We start from the raw sequence: 17,576 nt of genomic DNA, 5'->3' as shown, positions 1-17,576 counted from the left end.
TGGGCTCATGCGCGTCAGGCCGAAATCGCTTTCGCCGAATCCACCTGAGCACGCAGCATGAACTTCTGGATCTTGCCGGTGGACGTCTTCGGGATGACGCCGAACACCACCGCCTTCGGCGTCTTGAAGCCGGACATCTGGCTGCGGCAGAAGGCGATGATCTCGGCTTCCGTCGCCTTGGCGCCTTCCTTCAACTCGACGAAGGCGCAGGGCACCTCGCCCCATTTGGAATCGGGCTTGGCGACCACGGCTGCGAACAGCACGGCAGGATGCTTGTAGAGGACATCTTCGACCTCGACGGAGGAGATGTTCTCACCGCCTGATATAATGATGTCCTTGGAGCGGTCTTTGATGATGACGTAGCCGTGCTCGTCGAGCACACCGAGATCGCCGGTGTGAAACCAGCCGCCGGCGAAGGCTTCTTGCGTCGCCTTCTCGTTCTTCAGATAGCCCTTCATTACGATATTGCCGCGGAACATCACCTCGCCGATGGTTTCCCCGTCGCGCGGCACCTCCTGCATGGTATCGGGGTCGAGCACCGTGACGGCTTCCTCCAGCGGGTAGGGCACGCCCTGCCGGCGCTTCATCTGGGCGCGCTGGTCGGCGGGCAGCTCATCCCAGCCCGGCTGCTCGGCGCAGACGGAGGCGGGGCCATAGACCTCGGTCAGGCCGTACACATGCGTCAGCTTGATGCCGATGCTTTCGGCGCCCTCGAGCACGGCGACCGGCGGCGCAGCACCTGCGATCAATCCGACGACGGGGCGCGCGGCGTTGCCCTTGGGCGCACCGGGCGCGTTGATCAGCGTGTTGTAGACGATCGGCGCGCCGCACATGTGGGTGACGCCGTGTTTCGGGATCAGCTCGAAGATCTTGGCCGGATCGACCTTGCGCAGGCAGACATTGATGCCGGCGGAGGCCGCGACCGTCCATGGGAAGCACCAGCCGTTGCAATGGAACATCGGCAGCGTCCAGAGATACACCGGATGTTGGCCGAGATTGCCGGCCAGGATGTTGCTGACGGCGTTGAGATAGGCGCCGCGGTGGTGGGTGACGACTCCCTTCGGGTTGCCAGTGGTGCCGGAAGTATAGCTTAGCGCAATCGCGTCCCATTCATCGCCGGGCAGCCGCGCGACGAAGCCGGGATCGCCCGCCGCAACTGCCGCCTCGTACTCAATCTCACCAATCCGCTTGCCGCCGGCAAAAGCCGCGTCGTCGACATCGACGACGAACGGTTTCGGCCCCTGCATCAGCGTTAGCGCTTCCGCAATCACGCCAGAGAATTCCGGATCGACGAGGATGATTTTCGCGCCGCCATGATCGAGCTGGAAGGCAATCGAGGGGGCGTCGAGCCGGATGTTCAGCGCGTTCAGCACGGCACCCGCCATCGGGACCGCGAAATGCACCTCGTTCATCGCCGGGACGTTCGGCAGCATCACTGCTACCGTATCGCCGTCGCCGATACCTCGTCCGGCGAGCCATGACGCAAAACGCCGGCACCGCGCGTAGGTCTCGGCCCAGGTGAAGCTGCGGCCTTCATAGACGGTGCTGACATGATCCGGATAGACGGCAGCGCTGCGGGCGAGGAAGCTCAAAGGCGTCAGCGGCACATAGTTCGCCGGGGTCTTGTCCAATCCGATGGAATACTGGTTCTGGGCTGCGCTCATCAGCTGTGTCCCATTTACAAAATTAGACCTTACAAGAACCCGATGGAAATCCACGGGAAGATCGCCACGATAATCAGGCCGACCATCAGCGCCAATAGGTAACCCCAGATCGGCCGGATACCCTCGGCCGGATCGACGCGCCCGATGGCGCACGCCGCATAATAGCCTACTCCGAAGGGCGGCGCGAATAACCCGATTCCCATCGCGAGGATCACGATCATCGCATAGTGGACCTCGTGCACGCCCACCGTGCGGGCGATCGGAAACAGCAAAGGCCCGAACAGCACGATCGCCGGAATGCCCTCGAGCACGCTGCCCAGGATCACGAAGGCCACGATCGAGACCGCAATGAATGTCGACGAGCCGCCGGGCAGGCCGGTCATGGCGGCTGCCAGCGTCCGCGAAAAGCCGGACTGCGTGAGACCCCAGGCCATGCCGGTGGCGCAGCCGATGATCAGCAGGATCGCGCCCGACAGGCCCGCGGTCTCGACCAGCATCGGCACGATCCGCCGCCAGTCGAAATTGCGGTAGATCAGGAGGCCGTAGACAAAAAAGCCGACGATGAAGGCATAGACGATGCCGATAGTGGAAACCTCGGTCGCGGTCGCAATGCCCTCGACCACCGCGTAGCGGATCACGAACGGCAGCGCGATGGCGGGCAGGGCGATGGCAAACGCGCGGACGATCTCGCCGGCACTCGCCCGCGTGACATGCCGCAGGTCCTCGTTCCGGTAGCGCCACCACACCAGCGCCGACAGCGTGATCGCCAGCACCAGGCCCGGCAACAGGCCGCCGGTGAACAGCGCCGCGATCGACACACCGGTGACCGAGCCGATGGTAATCAGCACCAGGCTCGGCGGGATGGTTTCGGTCTGTGCGCCCGTCGCGGAGAGGAGTGCGACCAGATCGCCCGGCTTGGCGCCCCGCGCCTTCATTTCCGGAAACAACACCGGCGCCACGGCGGCCATGTCGGCAGCCTTGGAGCCCGAGATGCCCGAGACCAGATACATCGCCCCGACCAGCACGTAATGCAGTCCGCCGCGGACATGGCCCAGGAGACTTGCCAGGAACGCCACCATGGCGCGCGCCATGCCCGTCATCTCGATCAACAGACCGAGGAAGACGAAGAGGGGCACCGACAGCAGAATGAGGTGGCTCATGCCCTCGTCCATGCGGCCGACCAGCACCATCAGCGGCGTGCCCGTGGTCAGCGCCAGATAGCCATAGGTCGCCAGACCAAAGCCGAACGCGATCGGCACGCCGGCGAACACGCAGAAGCCGGCGACGCCGACAAAGAAGATGATCAGGTTGAGGTTGCCGAGCGGCTTGAGCGAGCCCCTGAGCAGCCAGAATATCCCGATGACCAGCGCCACCGAGAGGATCGCGGCCAGCACCGTGCGAAAATTGCTCGCGCGGGCCAGCCGCAGCAGCGCAAACATCGCCATCAGGGCAATGCCGACCGGCAGCGCCGCAGCGCGCCAGATATTGCTGATCTGCAGCGCCGGCGTGGTGATGTAGCTTTCCTCGTAGGCGTATTCGTAGGCCGGCCAGGCGATCAGAATGAGAAACGCCAGCGCCGCCGACGTCGCCACCAGATCGAGATAAGCGCGCATGGCGGGCTTCGCGCTGGCGACCACCGCCGTCATCCGCATGTGCTCGGCGCGGCGGAATGCGACTGCGGCACCCAGCATGGCAAGCCACAGGAACAGGATCGAGGCGAGTTCGTCCGACCAGATCAACGGTTGGTGCAGCGCATAGCGCGCCACCACGCCTGCAAACAGGATCATGATCTCGGCTATGACCAGAAGCGCGGCCGGAAGCTCGACCAGCACTCCCAGGGCGTGTTCGATCGACGCCAGCAACGGTCGGCGGCGAGGAGGGGACTGACCCACCTCGCCGCCAATGCCCTCACTCAATTCGGCATGAGCCATGACGGTCGCTCAGACGCTACGAGAGCTTGCCCACGGACTTCTCGAGCAGCTCCCAGGCCTGATCGCCATATTTACCTTTCCATTCGGCGTAGAAGCCGGCGGAGCGCAGCTTGTCGCGGAACGGCGTCACGTTGGGCTGGTTGAAGGCAAGGCCCTTGCCCGCCAGTTCCTGCTGCAGCCCGGCATTGAGCTTGGCGACGTCCTCGCGCTCCTTGACGGCCGCCGCATTGATGTTCTTGGCGACGATGGCCCTGACATCCTCGGGGAGCTTTTCCCAGGCGCGGCGGTTCGCCAGGAACCAGAAGCCGTCCCACATATGGTTCGTCAGCGAGCAGAACTTCTGCACTTCATACAGTTTCGCGGTCGAGATGATCGCGAGCGGATTTTCCTGGCCCTCGACGATCTTGGTCTGCAATGCGGAGTAAACTTCACTGAAATTGATCGAGGCGGGCGCCGCCTCGAACGCCTTGAACATCGAGGTCCAGAGCGGCGACACCGGTACCCGGATCTTGAAGCCCTTGAGGTCCTCAGGACCGTTGATCAGCTTGGTCGATGACGTCGTCTGGCGGAAGCCGTTGTCCCAGATCTTCTCCATCACCACGAGGTTCGCCTTTGTGATCTCGCCACGGATATGGCCGCCCAGGCCCCCGTCCATGGCCCTCCAGACCGTGTCGTAGTCCGGAAAAGCAAAGCCGATGCCGCTGATCGACGCCGCCGGCACCAGCGTCGCCAGAATCAGGCCCGACAGCGTGAAAAACTCGACGCCGCCCGAGCGGATCTGGCTCAGCATATCGGTATCGGAACCGAGCTGGTTGTTCGGGAAAATCTGCAGGTCGAACCGGCCATTGGTCTCGGCTTTGATCGCCGCGGCCATTTCCTTGGCCCGGGCGTTCATGGGATGGCCGTCAGGAAGATTATTGGCGTATTTGTAGGTAAATTCGGCGGTCTGGGCCCGCGCCACCAACGGCGCGCCAATGCCGCCCAAAACCGCTGACGCAGCGGATGCCTTGAGAAGCGTGCGTCGTGAAAAACTCATCCTTGTTCTCCCTTAAGGGTTGTTGTTCTTGAGACGACCCGATGTCGCGAGATACTCGGGCGCTTATTGCAGCGTCGGCACGCGGCGGCAACACAGGCTTTGGCGGGTCAGGCCTGCTTAGGCCAAACGAACGCCTGTACAGCTGTCAGGCTGGTCCGGTTTGCCAGGATATCCGGCTAAATATTTGATCTAATTGTAGATATAGATATTCCATAATATACCTTATGCGAATTATGGATATGCGGGTCAACAGCCAGCCAGCATTCGTTAATCTGCATTGGAGCTCGTTGATTTCGTCGCTGGTAGCAGCCCACATCCCGCCCACAAATGCGGTCCAGGCCGGCGCCAGCGGCATCGGGAGGTTCATCATGCAAGGACAATCGCGCGCCATTCCATTCGACACGGCCAAGCTCGACTTGCTGATGGAAGCGGCCGGGCTCGACATCCTGGTCGCGACGTCCAAACACAATGTCCAATATCTGCTCGGCGCCGAGCGCGCGATCTTCTTCGACTACATGGATGCGCTCGGGGTTAGCCGCTACCTGCCGGTCGTGATCTATCCGAAAGGCGCGCCAGACAAGGCGGTCTATATCGGGCATCGGCTGGAGACCCATCAGCGGGCCGTCGCCCCGCTGTGGGTTCCGCAGGCCCGTACCGAAGGCAACGGATCGGTGGATGCCGTTTCACAGGCGGTCGGCCTGATCAAGGGCGCGGGCGTGCCGATGAAGCGGGTCGGCGTCGAGATGCCGTTCCTGCCGATGGACGCCGGCAGGGCCCTTTCGGATGCCCTGCCCGGTAGCGAGATCAAGGATGCGCTGCTGGTGCTCGAACGCCTGCGTGCCGTGAAATCGCCGGCCGAATTGGCCAGGCTGAAGAAGGCGTCGGAATTGGTGATCGACTCCATGATCGAGGTCATCGCGAACCACGGCCCGGGCACCACCAAGCAGCAGCTTTCCGATGCGCTGAAGATCGCGGAGGTGAACCGCGGATTGACGTTCGAGTATTGCCTGCTGGCTTGCGGCTCCAGCCACAACCGGGCGCCTTCGGCACAGCGCTGGGAGAACGGCGACGTGCTGTCGCTGGATTCCGGCGGTAACTACCACGGCTATATCGGCGATCTCGCGCGGATGGCGGTGCTGGGCGAGCCGGACAGCCAGCTCATGGACCTGCTGGCCGAAATCGAAACCATCCAGCGGGCGGCGTTCTCCGCCGTTCGGCCGGGTGCCATGGGCGGTGAAATTTATGTCGCGGCTGAGAGAGAGCTCGCGCGCTCCAGCCAGCGCGAATGTACCGACTTTCTCGCGCACGGCATGGGGCTGGTCAGCCATGAGGCCCCTCGCCTGACGGCTACAGGTCCCATTCCCTACGACGATCCGGACGCGCGCCGGCCATTGGAGCCCGGCATGGTGGTGTCGATCGAAACAACGATGAAGCATCCCACGCGCGGCTTCATCAAGCTGGAGGACACGGTTGCGGTGAAGGCAACAGGCCACGAGATCTTTGGCGAAGGCGGCCGCGGTTGGAACATCGGCGGCAGCGCACAGGCGCGTTGAGGCCGTTTGGCTTTCACCGCGCTCCGACAATCAGGCCTTCTCCACCTCACCGCCCGCGGGTTGGTTTCCAACTGAGTCCGCCACTCCTCACCACTCCTTGAACGTCGGCTCGATGCATCCCCCGCAGACCCAGGGAAAGGTCCAATCAGCTGTACGGTTGGCGCTGTCGGGGATGTACTTGCTCCAGGCATCGGCTCGGACCGGATTGATCGACCGCCAAATGACATTGAAGGTCCCGGAAGAATTTATCTTGCCTATCATGACTGGCTTGGAAAGATGATGGTTGGTGTTCATTGCAACCTCGAAGCCGCTCGGTGCGTTGATCCTCTGGCCGTACATGGCTTGCCGGACCGCATCTATGTCGGTTGTGCCCGCTTGAACGACGGCTTGTGCCCACATCCTGAACCCAATGAAGGTGGCTTCCATCGGATCATTCGTGGTTTTGTCTCGTTGCTTGTTGAAGTCCGCCCACATCCTCACGAAAGCGTCGTTCTCTGCTGACTTGATCGACTGGAAGTAATTCCAGGCCGCCAGATGCCCGACGGGGGCAATGTCCGCACCCAGCAATTCGCGCTCGCCGAACGAGAAAGCCATCACTGGTACTGCGTTGGCGTCTGCCTGCTGGGCTGCCAGTTCGCTGTAGAGGTACGTGTTTGCATCTCCGTTAACGGTTGATATGACTGCGGTCTTTTTTCCCTCCGAACCGAAGGCTTTGATTCGCCCGACGATCTCTCGCCATTCGTAATGACCGAACGGCGTATAGATCGTCATGATGTCATCCGGCGACACCCCTTCTGCAGCAAGATACGCGCTCAGGATTCGGTTGATCGTGCGCGGGTAGACGTAGTCGGTACCGAGCAGAACCCATCTGCGAACCTTGCCTCCCTCGTTGCTGATCAGATATCGAACGGCCGGAATTGCTTGCTGGTTGGGCGCGGCCCCGGTGTAGAAAATGTTACGCGAACTTTCTTCACCCTCGTACTGCACGGGGTAAAAGAGCAAGCCGTTCAGTTCCTCGAAAATCGGCAGCACGGACTTGCGCGAGGCGGAGGTCCAGCACCCGAATACAACGGCGACCTTGTCGTTGGAGATTAGCTGCCTCGCTTTCTTCGCAAAGACATCCCAATCGGACGCGGCATCCACAACGACTGGCTCCAGTCTCCGTCCAAGCAGCCCACCCTTCTTGTTTTGATCCGCAATCAGCATGAGGACGGTGTCCTTGAGCACGGACTCGCTGATTGCCATGGTGCCCGACAAGGAATGGAGAATTCCAATTTTGATGGTGTCCTCGCCGGCGTGAGCCGCCGAAACTGCGAGCATCAGCCACAGGCCGAACAACCTTGCCAAGACACATGGCACCGCACCTGGCATCATTGATTTCATGTCGCTGCCCCGACCAGCTCGAAGATGCGGGTTTCCTTCGTCATGCCCTTGGCAATGACCGTCTCGAAGGCTCTGAACTGGAAGCAGTGCTCAACCCGCGAATGGACGCTTTCGCTCACAAGAATGGTGGTTCCAAATTGCTTGTTCAGCCCTTCGAGGCGCGCCGCCAGATTTACCGTGTTGCCAAGGGCAGTGTAGTTCATGCGCTCCGTCGACCCAAGATTGCCGACGATGGCCTCCCCTACATGTATGCCAAATCGCGTGAAGAACGGCTTCAGACCCTCGGTTTCGAACTGAGAGTTGAGCTCCTCACATGCCGCCCTGCCCGCAAGGGCTGCCCGGCAGGCCCGCTCGACGTGGTCGGGCTGTGGATTGGGCGCGTTCCAAAACACCATCACGGCGTCGCCAATGAACTTGTCGACTGTTCCGCCTTCGGCGAGGAAAGCCTCCGTAAGCACGGAAAAATAGCGCGACGTTTGGTGCATGAGAGTATCAGGGTCTGCGGACTCTGCGATCGTCGTAAAATCCCGGACGTCGGTGAAAACGACGCTGATCTCCTCTCGAACACCGCCAAGCTCGGTTGAGATGGAATCATCAACGATGCGCTGGACGATCTCCTTGGGGACAAAATGTGCGAACGACCAGATGGCGCGTTGCGCGAGTTCCATTGCACTGCCGAGTTCGTGAATTTCCTTAATGCGTGACGCGACTGACGAGGGGCCGGGCGCAGCCAGCGTCTGGAGTTTGACAGCTTGGGCAGTAATGTCTCTCAATGATCGAGACATTCCGCCGCCGAATATCCAAATGACCGGAATAAAAGCAGCGCTAGCGATGATTGCGAGGACTAGTCCGGTGAACTGGAGTTTCCGTACATTCTGAGCAAAATCTTCTTGGGCCGCCAGCAACAGTATGGCGGCGTTATATTGCCCACCCAGATTGAATTTTGTCACCCTGAACAGAAAGTCCCGCCCGTGATCGTCACGGATACTTCCGTCGTAGTGGTCGCGACCATCCGATCTGCGCAAGGCTTCCTGCACGACGCCCGAGTTGATTTCCTTGATGCTTGGCAGTTGCGGTTGGGATGGATGCGTCATCGCATCGACAACGAATTGTGCGAAATTGGGGTGGGCTATAAGCGCGCCGGCCGAGTCGAAGATCAAGACACTGCCGTGCGCTCCCGGTCGTTGTGACTGGACGAATTCGCTGAAGCTGTCGAGCTTGAGATCCGCGGCAAGGACGCCGGACACTTTGCCTCGCAAGGGCGCGCTAACGGTGATCACGGGTGCGCCGATGCTGAATGAAAGATAAGGCGATGAGACCAGCGCTCGGTCGGCTTTTACCGTCTCGTGGTACCAGCTCCGCTTACGCGCGTCATATCCGTATTTCCATAGATCAAGCTGCCCGACCTGGTTGCCCTGCTGATCTTCGAAAATTCGTCGCATCGGCAGATCGCCACTGGGCGTGGGCCGGACCAAATTGATCGCAATGTTGGCCTCAGGCGTCGCACGCAGCCTTCCGCGCTGCTCGTCGTTGAGACCGTCAATGCGCCGTACCTGCAACCAAGCACCGTTTTCGAAACCTGCATAAACACTGTCCATTTGAGGCTGTTCTTGCAGTGCGGCTTTGAATAGCGGGATCGCACGGCCGGTCTCGGTTCTTTCATTTGAATCGGCTACACTGGAACTTGTCGCCAGCACATGTACCAACGACGTCATAGTCGCAATCTCGGTGCGGAGGCGCCCGAGTGCCTTCGCGCTGGTCGCATCCATATAGGCAGACGCGGCTTCGTGCGTGGCCCAACGAAGAGCCAGGACCTGAATTGCGATCAGCAGCACGGCCAGAGCGACGATAAACGCCATCACCGCGAAGGTGAGTGAGGTTCGAAATGTGAACATCCCGTGTGCCCCTCCTCAGTCGCGAAGGATACAGCCGGTAAGTCTCTTCGACGTTCGTTACGCGCGCTTCCGCGCTAAAGTGATGCTTCCTTATCGAAATCAACACCAAGCCATTTCCGAGACTTGACTTAAATCAAGCTCAGAATACGCCTCCGGTACGGCATTGATATTATTGTCGCTTTATCCTAACTGCCCTTGAAGCGCGGCTTGCGGCGCTCCAGAAACGCCGCGACACCTTCCTTGTGATCCTCCGTCATGCTCGCGAGCGCGAACTGGTCGAGATCCATGTGGCTGGCGAGATCATCGAGCGCATGCGCCAGGCGGTTGACGGTCAGCTTGGTCATGGCGACCGACAGCGGCGGCTGGGCGGCCACCTTGGTGGCGAGCGCCATCGCGGCCTCGAAAGCCTTGCCGGGATCAGCCACCTCCTCCACCAGCCGCCATTCGTAGGCCTCCGCTGCCGAGATGCGCTGGTCGGCGAGGATCACGGCCTGCTTGGTGCGGGCCGGTCCCATCAGGTGCAGCATCCGCGGCACGCTTTGCCAGCTCATGTTCATGCCGAGGCCGATCTCGGGCACGCGCATATGAGCGTCGCGGGCCATCACGCGGAAGTCCAGCGCAACGGCCAGCGCCACGCCACCGCCGACGCAGAAGCCTTCGATGGCGCCGATGGTGATCTGCTCCATATCCTGCCACGCCCGCGTCAGCCGCGGTCCAAGCTTCAGGTGCCGGCGCAGCGCGCCAAGGTCCATTGTCTTCCGCGAGCGGCCTTCCGGATCCTTCAGGTCGAAACCCGCGCTGAACGATTTGGCGCCGCCAGTGAGTACCACGACGGAGGTCGCAGCGTCATCCTCGAAGCTGCGTGCGGCATCGGTGAGCTGGCGCATCGCTTCCGGCGACAGCGCATTGATGCCGTCGCCACGGTCGAAACGCACGACGGCGACGCGCCCATCCGGTCCCTGGCCTTTTTCAATCTTCACAAATTCGGTCACGCATGGCCTCCCTGCCCTTGTTTTCCCGAACCTATCTCAGAAATGAATCTGCGGTCTCGGGAAAGGCTGCAAGTAGGCCTGGAGACGGATCACAAATGTCCGGTGCGATGGTGTTCCGGCTGGCTACCGGGCACCGGGAAGCGGATCGTAGTGCCGAGCGTGATCCAGTTGGCGTTCTCGCCCGAGATATTGCGGCCATAGATCAGATCGACCGAGAAAATCTCGTTCGGCCGGTAACGCAAGCCGGTCTGGAACCGCGGCTGGACCACGCTCGGCGTATCCGATTGGCCCGCCTGGCCAAAGGCTTCGATGGTCCACTGCAAGGTTTCCGTGAACTTCCAGTCGAATCCGATTCCGTAAGCCAGGAAATGGCGATCGACACTGCGGTCCCACAGCCAGCCGCCGTTGAAATTGACGCGCATATTTTCGTTGAGCCGGAACGTCGCCGGGACCACTGCAAAAGCGGTGAGATTCTCGCCGGTCAGCGCATCGAAGGAGCCGCCGGCATAAAAGGAAAAGCCGAGCCTTCCGACGCCAGTCGGCGCGATGTTCATCTTGGCCTTCGGCTGGATCGTAGCGCTCCATTCGCTGTCGCTGCGCGCACGGTTGGTGTGCATGCTCAGTTCGACCGGCTTGAAGGGGTTGACCACACAGGAGGGATTCGCGACCGCCGAAAAATCCGTGTTGGACGCGGCCGACAGCCAGCTCTCGACCTTGCACGAGCCGGCTTCGCCAATGTCGGCTGCATCGACCGCATAGGCGCCATTCGCAGCCCACGCCTCTCCCGCCGGAAGCCAGGCCAAAATGGCCATGGCCGCCGCCATTTTGGTCCACCCTGCCCTGATCCCCATCGGCAAATGCTAGCAGAGTCCCAGCCTCGACATAGCCCGGATTTTGCGCCTATCCTGACCGCATGAGCGACCATGATCACGACCACCACGGCCATCATCACGACCACGATCATTCCGAGCTGTCGGAGACCGAGCTGCGCGTGCGCGCGCTGGAATCGATCCTGACCGAGAAAGGCTATGTCGATCCGGCGTCCCTCGACCTCCTGATCGACCTTTATGAAAAGAAGATCGGACCGCGCAACGGCGTTCGCGTGGTCGCCAAGGCGTGGAGCGACCCCGCCTATCGCGAACGCCTGATGAAGGACGCAACGGCGGCGATTGCCGAGTTGGATTATTCCGGCCGCCAGGGCGAACACATGGTCGTCGTGGAGAACACGCCGGAGCAGCACAACATGGTCGTGTGCACGCTGTGCTCCTGCTATCCGCATCCCGTGTTGGGGCTACCGCCGGTCTGGTACAAATCCGCGCCCTACCGCTCGCGCGCCGTCTCCGACCCGCGCGGCGTGCTGCAGGATTTCGGCGTGACGCTGCCGGATACGACCAAGATCCGGGTCTGGGATTCCACGGCCGAAATCCGCTACCTCGTGCTGCCGATGCGTCCCGAGGGCACCGAGGGCTGGAGCGCCGAGCAACTCGCCGAACTCGTGACACGTGACAGCATGATCGGCACCGGCCTGCCTAAACAACCGAGCGAGATCGCCTGATGGACGGCGCGCATGACATGGGCGGCGCCAAGGGTTTTGGCCCCGTCATACCCGAGCCGAACGAGCCGGTGTTTCATGGCGACTGGGAGCGTCGCGCCTTTGCGCTGACGGTCGCGATGGCACGCCCCGGCGGCTGGAACATCGATATGTCGCGCTTCGCACGCGAGAACCGGCCGCCCGAGGATTACCTCAGCAAGAGCTATTTCCAGATCTGGCTGGCCGGGCTGGAAACGCTGATGATCGAGCGCGGGCTGGTGACGCGCGAGGAGATCGAGGCCGGCAAGGTGCTCTCGCCGCCCAAGCCCGGCGTCAAGCCGGTTGCTCCCAATGAAGTCACACCGGCGATCCGGCGCGGCGGCCCGACCGAGCGCGAGGCGAAGGCGCCTGCGATGTTTGCGGTCGGCGAGACCGTGCGGATGAAGGACATCCACCCGGTGACGCATACGAGGCTGCCGCAATATGTCCGCGGCCATCTCGGCACCATCGAGCTCAATCACGGCTGTCACGTCTTTCCCGACACCAACTCGCTCGGCCAGGGCGAAGACCCGCAATGGCTTTACACCGTGCGTTTCGACGGGCCGGAATTGTGGGGCAAGGGTACGGACCCGACGCTCAGCGTCTCCGTCGACGCCTGGGAATCCTATCTGGAGCCCGTGTGATGAATCTGACCCCGCAACAGGCGATGCGGGCGGCCGTCGCCGTGCCCGGCGTCCCCCGCGACGAGGACGGCCCCGTGTTTCGCGAGCCGTGGGAGGCGCGCGCGTTTGCCATGGCGCTGGCGCTGCATGAGGCCGGTGTCTTCACCTGGAAGGAATGGGCGGAGACGCTGGGCGCGCAAATCAAGCACGCGCAGGCCGCCGGCGACCCCGATACGGGCGAGACCTATTACCGGCACTGGCTGGCCACGCTGGAAACGCTGGTCGCAGCCAAGGGGGTTGCGACGTTGGATGTCTTGCATCGCTACCGTGATGCATGGGACCACGCCGCCGACCGCACGCCGCATGGTGCGCCGATCGAGTTGACGCCTGGGGATTTTGGATAAGCCACCGTCATTGCGAGCGAAGCGAAGCAGTCCATTTCACGACACAACGGATAGATGAATTGCTTCGTCGCTAGCGCTCCTCGCAATGACGAAAGCATCTACTGTTCCACATATTCCCGCCAGCCCTTGGCCCGCAATGCGCAGGCCGGACACTCTCCACAGCCATAGCCCCAATCATGCTGCGCGCCGCGCTCGCCGAGGTAACAGGTGTGGGAGTGCTCGCGGATCAGCTCGACCAGCCCTGCCCCGCCAAGCTCATGCGCGAGCTTCCAGGTCGAGGCCTTGTCGAGCCACATCAGCGGCGTGTGCAATTCGAAATTCTTCGCCATACCGAGGTTCAACGCCGACTGCAGCGCCTTGATGGTCTCGTCACGGCAATCCGGATAACCGGAGTAATCGGTCTCGCACATGCCGCCGACGATGTGACGGATGCCGCGCCGGTAGGCCAGCGCCGCGGCGAAGGTTAGAAACACCAGGTTACGGCCGGGTACGAATGTGTTCGGCAGACCGTCGGCCCCCATTGCAATGGCCACATCGCGTGTCAGTGCGGTGTCGGAAATTTCCGCCAATGTCGGGATTTCCAGCGTGTGGCTATCGCCAAGTTTTGCCGCCCATTCCGGCCGCAGCGATTTCATCCCGGACAAAAGCCGGTCCCGGCACGCAAGTTCGATCGCGTGGCGCTGACCATAGCTGAAGCCGAGCATTTCGACGCGCGCAAAGCGGCGCAAGGCCCAGGCCAGGCAGGTGGTGGAATCCTGCCCGCCGGAAAACAGCACCAGCGCGGTTTCGGAGTCGTTCATGTCCCCCCTTAGCATCCATCGATATCGAGGCCAATCGGCTGCAGAGCGATGCGATTTCGACGTCGATCTACTCGGCGTGCGAACTCATCGCGCGCCCCGAGGCGGCGACCGGCTTAAACTTCCTTCAGCGGTTCGTGACCGGCCGTTGGTTCCATAGATACACTTTATTAACGATGTCGCGATCTACTGCTACCAAAGGTGGGCCTAGCGAGCCGACTAACAAGTCGGAATTGTGCCTGAGGCTCACGAACGGTCGCTGGCTCGGATCACTGCCCCGCGCCGCCGACAGGTCACCTCAGCGCACGGAAGGCGGCATTTCCAGATGAGCGGACGTATTCGAACGCGACTGCTGGTTCTCGTCACGGCAGCCGCGCTGCCATTGCTTATTCTCGCAGCGATTTTTCTCTGGGACCGGTTCAACGAGGATTTCGTCAATAACCGCGACGCGGCCGTTCGGGCGGCGGGCATGGCCGCCGGGCGCGTCGATGACCACATCCACGACGTGGATACCTTGTTGCGCGTTATCGGCAAAATGATTTCCACCAATCCGGGGGATGCCGAAAAAAACGATGTAGTTCTTTCCAACGTAAAGGCGGACCTGCCGTCCTATTTGAACAACATTCTGCTGTTCGACTTGGCGGGCAACAACATCGGAACCTCGCAGCACCCTGTGGAGGATCGAAGCAAGCTTTCAGGAATTGGGCGGAGCTATTTCAAGCCGGCGCGTGAAGGAAAGCTCACGGTAAGCGAGCCGATCGTAAGCCGATTGAACGCCGAGTGGGTTGCCGTTGTGGCGCGCCCGGTTCTTGACGAAACCGGCGCGATACGGGCCGTCATCGTCACGGGCATGAGGCTGGCGCGCGTTGCCGAAATCGTGGATTCGACAACGCTGCCGAGCGGAAGTGTCGTCACGATTCTGAACGAGAACGGTATCGTCATTGGGCGCACCGATCGACCTGAATTGACCGGGCGGAACCTGAGCAAGGAGTCGACGGCGCCTGATTACCACGGCCTTCGGTATCAGGGCGATGAGGTGGTTTGGTACGATGGCCAGTCGCGCGCCACATCAACCGTCACGGCAAAAATCGTTCCCTGGGTCGTGACGGTCGGCTTGCCCGGCATCCAACAGTCCAGCGCCTTCAAACATACGCAGTGGGCGTTTATCCTGACCTTGCTGGCGGTCGCATCGGTATATTTGCTGGCTTGGCTGCTCTCCTCGGGAATCGTGCGTCCGATACGGCAATTGCAGCACGACGCCGCCATTGTCGGCGCCGGAAATGCCGATCACCGCTCCACCGTTCAGGCCAAGGGCGAGTTGGGCGAGTTGGCTAACGGCTTCAACAGCATGGCGGCTTCCCTGCAGCAGCAATCGGCGGAGCTGAAGCGAGCAAACATGCGGCTCGATGCGGCCATGACCAACATGTCGCAAGGCCTCTGCATGTTCGATGCGGACAAGAAGCTGGTGATCTCAAACGATCGCTTCCGGCAAATGTACAATCTGACGGAAAAACAGGTCGCGCCCGGAACGCCGCTGGCCCAGCTTCTGCAAGCCCACGTCGAGAACGGCGAAAAGAGCGATCTCTCCGTCGAGCAACACGTCGAGAGAATGCCGACGTTGGCCTCCGAAACCTTCACGCTCGCCGACGGCCGCGTGATCCTGATCCGGCGAACGACGATGTCGAACGGGGGCTGGGTTGCGACCCACGACGATATCACCGAGCAGAAGCGCGCTGAAACCATGCTGGTCGAAAAGGCTCGCGAAGCCCAGCAGGCAACGCGGGCCAAGTCCGAATTCCTGAGTGCCATGAGCCACGAGATCCGAACGCCGCTGAACGGCGTGATCGGCATGACAGGCCTGCTGCTGGACACCGACCTCGATCCACGGCAGCGCGGCTATGCGGAGATGGCGAGGCAATCGGGAGAAGCCCTGCTCGGCGTGATCAACGACGTCCTGGATTTTTCAAAGATCGAGGCCGGCAAGGTCGAGCTCGAAATCATCGACTTCGATCTGTACGACGTTGTCGAGGGCGTCACCGGGGTGGTGGCCGTAGCCGCTGCCGCCAAGGGGCTGGAGCTGGCGAGCCTGATCGATCACAATCTTCCGGCGGCGTTTCGTGGCGATCCATTCCGTTTGCGCCAGGTTCTCACCAACCTGGCTGCCAATGCGGTCAAGTTCACGGAGCACGGCGAGGTGGTTCTGCGTGCTCGGCTGCAGACGAAGAATGACGATGGCGCAACGATCCGCTTTGAGGTCCGTGACACGGGAATCGGCGTCTCGCCGGAACAGCAACCTCACCTCTTCGACGCATTTACGCAGGCCGACCTTTCGACGACGCGAAAATACGGGGGTACCGGACTCGGGCTGGCCATATGCACGCGGCTTGTGGAATTGATGGGCGGCGAGATCGGCGTGGAAAGCGAGCCGGGAAAAGGCAGCACTTTCTGGTTCGCCGTACCGCTCGCCGCCGCATCGCTGCCAGCCCGGCGGCAGCACATGGACCTTCGCGGCTTGCGCGTGCTTGCCGTCGATGACAACGCCGTCAACCGGGCGATCCTGCATGAGCATATTGTCGGCTGGCACATGCGCAATGGCAGCGCCGAATCCGGCGCCCGCGCCCTGGAAATGTTACGTGCCGCCAGCGCCCGCGGCGAGCCGTACGATGTCGCCATTGTCGACATGCAGATGCCGGGTATGGACGGATCTGCCCTTTCACGGGCCATCAAGGCCGATCCCGCCATTGCCGGCACCCGGCTGGTTCTCCTGACGTCGATCAGCCAGGCCGATTCCGCGCCGGACTCCGAGGGATTGTTCGATGCCTGCCTCACCAAGCCGGCCCGGCAATCCGCTCTGTATAATTGTCTGACGGAAGTCATGGCGAGGCCCGCCGGCAACGAACCGTTGCGTGTTGAAATCCCGGACGTCACTGCCGGACAAACCGCAACGTCTGCACCGCGACGAAATGCACGTATCCTGGTCGTCGAGGACAGCATCGTGAACCAGCAGGTCGCAATCGGCATGCTCGTTGCGCTCGGCTATCGTGCCGATGTCGTGGCGAACGGCCTCGAAGCTATTGAGGCCGTCGGCCGGATCCCCTACGCGGCGATCTTGATGGATTGCCAGATGCCGGAGATGGATGGCTACGAGGCGACCCGGGCGATCCGGCTGCGCGAACGATCCGGTCGGCATACGCCGATCATCGCGCTGACGGCCGACGTCATGAAGGACGCGCGCGCCAAGAGCCTGTCCGCGGGGATGGACGACTACATCACCAAGCCGCTGAAACGTGCCGAACTCGCCGCCGCGCTCGAGCGATCGCTGCCGAGACTTCCTGTGGTCGAATCCCCATCTATCGCGCCGCGGCCGCAATCCGACGACGTGGTCGATCGCTCCGTCCTGGACGAGCTGCGCACGCTGGAAAGAGCCGGCTCGCCCGGCCTGGTGGGAAAGCTGCTGGACAGCTTCCTTGAGGAAACCCCGCGCCAGTTGGCCGGTCTGCAGCATGCAGCCAGGCTGGGCGATGCGGCCAGTCTGATCAGACTCGCCCACAAGCTGAGGGGAAGCGTCGCCAATCTGGGCGCCAACGGCATGGTCCGGACCTGCGCCGAACTGGAAACGCGCGCACGAAATGGCGATACAAGTATTGCCTCGCAACTGGTTGCGGATCTCGCACGGCAGTTCGATCTGGCCAGCACTGTGCTGCGATCCGAAATTGCGAAGGTATGAA

General features: G+C 61.8%; 13 protein-coding genes. 5 read left to right on the top strand and 8 right to left on the bottom strand.

Features of this window, described 5'->3' with window-relative positions:
- Positions 1-14: 14 nt before the first annotated feature.
- From AC0QUY_RS14390 to AC0QUY_RS14380, 3 genes are read right to left on the bottom strand one after another with little or no spacing between them, the layout of a single operon-like run.
- Positions 15-1,664 (bottom strand): acyl-CoA synthetase, encoded by a 1,650-nt coding sequence (locus AC0QUY_RS14390; protein WP_475387318.1) that lies wholly within the window; start codon positions 1,662-1,664, stop codon positions 15-17.
- Between the two features lie 29 nt (positions 1,665-1,693).
- Positions 1,694-3,595 (bottom strand): TRAP transporter large permease, encoded by a 1,902-nt coding sequence (locus AC0QUY_RS14385; protein WP_475387317.1) that lies wholly within the window; start codon positions 3,593-3,595, stop codon positions 1,694-1,696.
- Between the two features lie 16 nt (positions 3,596-3,611).
- Positions 3,612-4,631 (bottom strand): TRAP transporter substrate-binding protein, encoded by a 1,020-nt coding sequence (locus tag AC0QUY_RS14380; protein WP_475387316.1) that lies wholly within the window; start codon positions 4,629-4,631, stop codon positions 3,612-3,614.
- Positions 4,632-4,999: 368 nt separating this feature from the next.
- Here AC0QUY_RS14380 and AC0QUY_RS14375 point away from each other — a divergent pair, with 368 nt between their 5' ends.
- Positions 5,000-6,184, top strand: a complete 1,185-nt coding sequence (locus AC0QUY_RS14375) for a M24 family metallopeptidase (protein ID WP_475387315.1) — start codon at positions 5,000-5,002, stop codon at positions 6,182-6,184.
- Between the two features lie 87 nt (positions 6,185-6,271).
- On the opposite strand, the gene urtA is transcribed toward AC0QUY_RS14375, so the two are convergent.
- From urtA to AC0QUY_RS14355, 4 genes are all read right to left on the bottom strand, one after another.
- On the bottom strand, positions 6,272-7,558 hold the full coding sequence (urtA, locus tag AC0QUY_RS14370) for an urea ABC transporter substrate-binding protein (RefSeq protein ID WP_475387395.1): 1,287 nt from the start codon (positions 7,556-7,558) through the stop codon (positions 6,272-6,274).
- Between the two features lie 5 nt (positions 7,559-7,563).
- The gene (locus AC0QUY_RS14365; protein WP_475387314.1) at positions 7,564-9,462 is read right to left on the bottom strand and encodes an adenylate/guanylate cyclase domain-containing protein; all 1,899 of its coding nucleotides are present in this window, start codon (positions 9,460-9,462) and stop codon (positions 7,564-7,566) included.
- 185 nt (positions 9,463-9,647) lie between these two features.
- Positions 9,648-10,454, bottom strand: coding sequence for an enoyl-CoA hydratase/isomerase family protein (locus AC0QUY_RS14360; protein WP_475387313.1), 807 nt, complete (start codon positions 10,452-10,454; stop codon positions 9,648-9,650).
- A gap of 89 nt (positions 10,455-10,543) precedes the next feature.
- The gene (locus AC0QUY_RS14355; protein WP_475387312.1) at positions 10,544-11,266 is read right to left on the bottom strand and encodes a hypothetical protein; all 723 of its coding nucleotides are present in this window, start codon (positions 11,264-11,266) and stop codon (positions 10,544-10,546) included.
- Between the two features lie 101 nt (positions 11,267-11,367).
- On the opposite strand from AC0QUY_RS14355, the gene nthA reads away from it, so the two are divergent.
- The 3 genes from nthA to AC0QUY_RS14340 are packed head-to-tail and all read left to right on the top strand — an operon-like array spanning position 11,368 to position 13,051.
- Entirely contained in the window at positions 11,368-12,009 is a 642-nt protein-coding gene (gene nthA / locus AC0QUY_RS14350) for a nitrile hydratase subunit alpha (RefSeq protein ID WP_161854590.1), read from the top strand.
- Positions 12,009-12,668, top strand: a complete 660-nt coding sequence (gene nthB / locus AC0QUY_RS14345; protein ID WP_475387311.1) for a nitrile hydratase subunit beta — start codon at positions 12,009-12,011, stop codon at positions 12,666-12,668. Before nthA ends, nthB begins: the two co-directional genes overlap by 1 nt.
- On the top strand, positions 12,668-13,051 hold the full coding sequence (locus tag AC0QUY_RS14340) for a nitrile hydratase accessory protein (protein ID WP_475387310.1): 384 nt from the start codon (positions 12,668-12,670) through the stop codon (positions 13,049-13,051). The genes nthB and AC0QUY_RS14340 overlap by 1 nt, the downstream gene beginning before the upstream one ends.
- 98 nt (positions 13,052-13,149) lie before the next feature.
- Here AC0QUY_RS14340 and queC read toward each other — a convergent pair whose 3' ends face one another.
- Positions 13,150-13,851, bottom strand: coding sequence for a 7-cyano-7-deazaguanine synthase QueC (queC, locus tag AC0QUY_RS14335; protein ID WP_475387309.1), 702 nt, complete (start codon positions 13,849-13,851; stop codon positions 13,150-13,152).
- Between the two features lie 322 nt (positions 13,852-14,173).
- Between queC and AC0QUY_RS14330 the strand changes: the two genes are divergently transcribed.
- Complete coding sequence (locus AC0QUY_RS14330) at positions 14,174-17,575, top strand: response regulator (RefSeq protein ID WP_475387308.1); 3,402 nt, start codon at positions 14,174-14,176, stop codon at positions 17,573-17,575.
- Position 17,576: the final 1 nt, after the last annotated feature.

The sequence above is a fragment of the Bradyrhizobium sp. WYCCWR15520 genome, from assembly GCF_056174665.1.
Note: the sequence above shows the minus strand (reverse complement) of the source record. Positions and strands in the feature narration are given on the sequence as shown.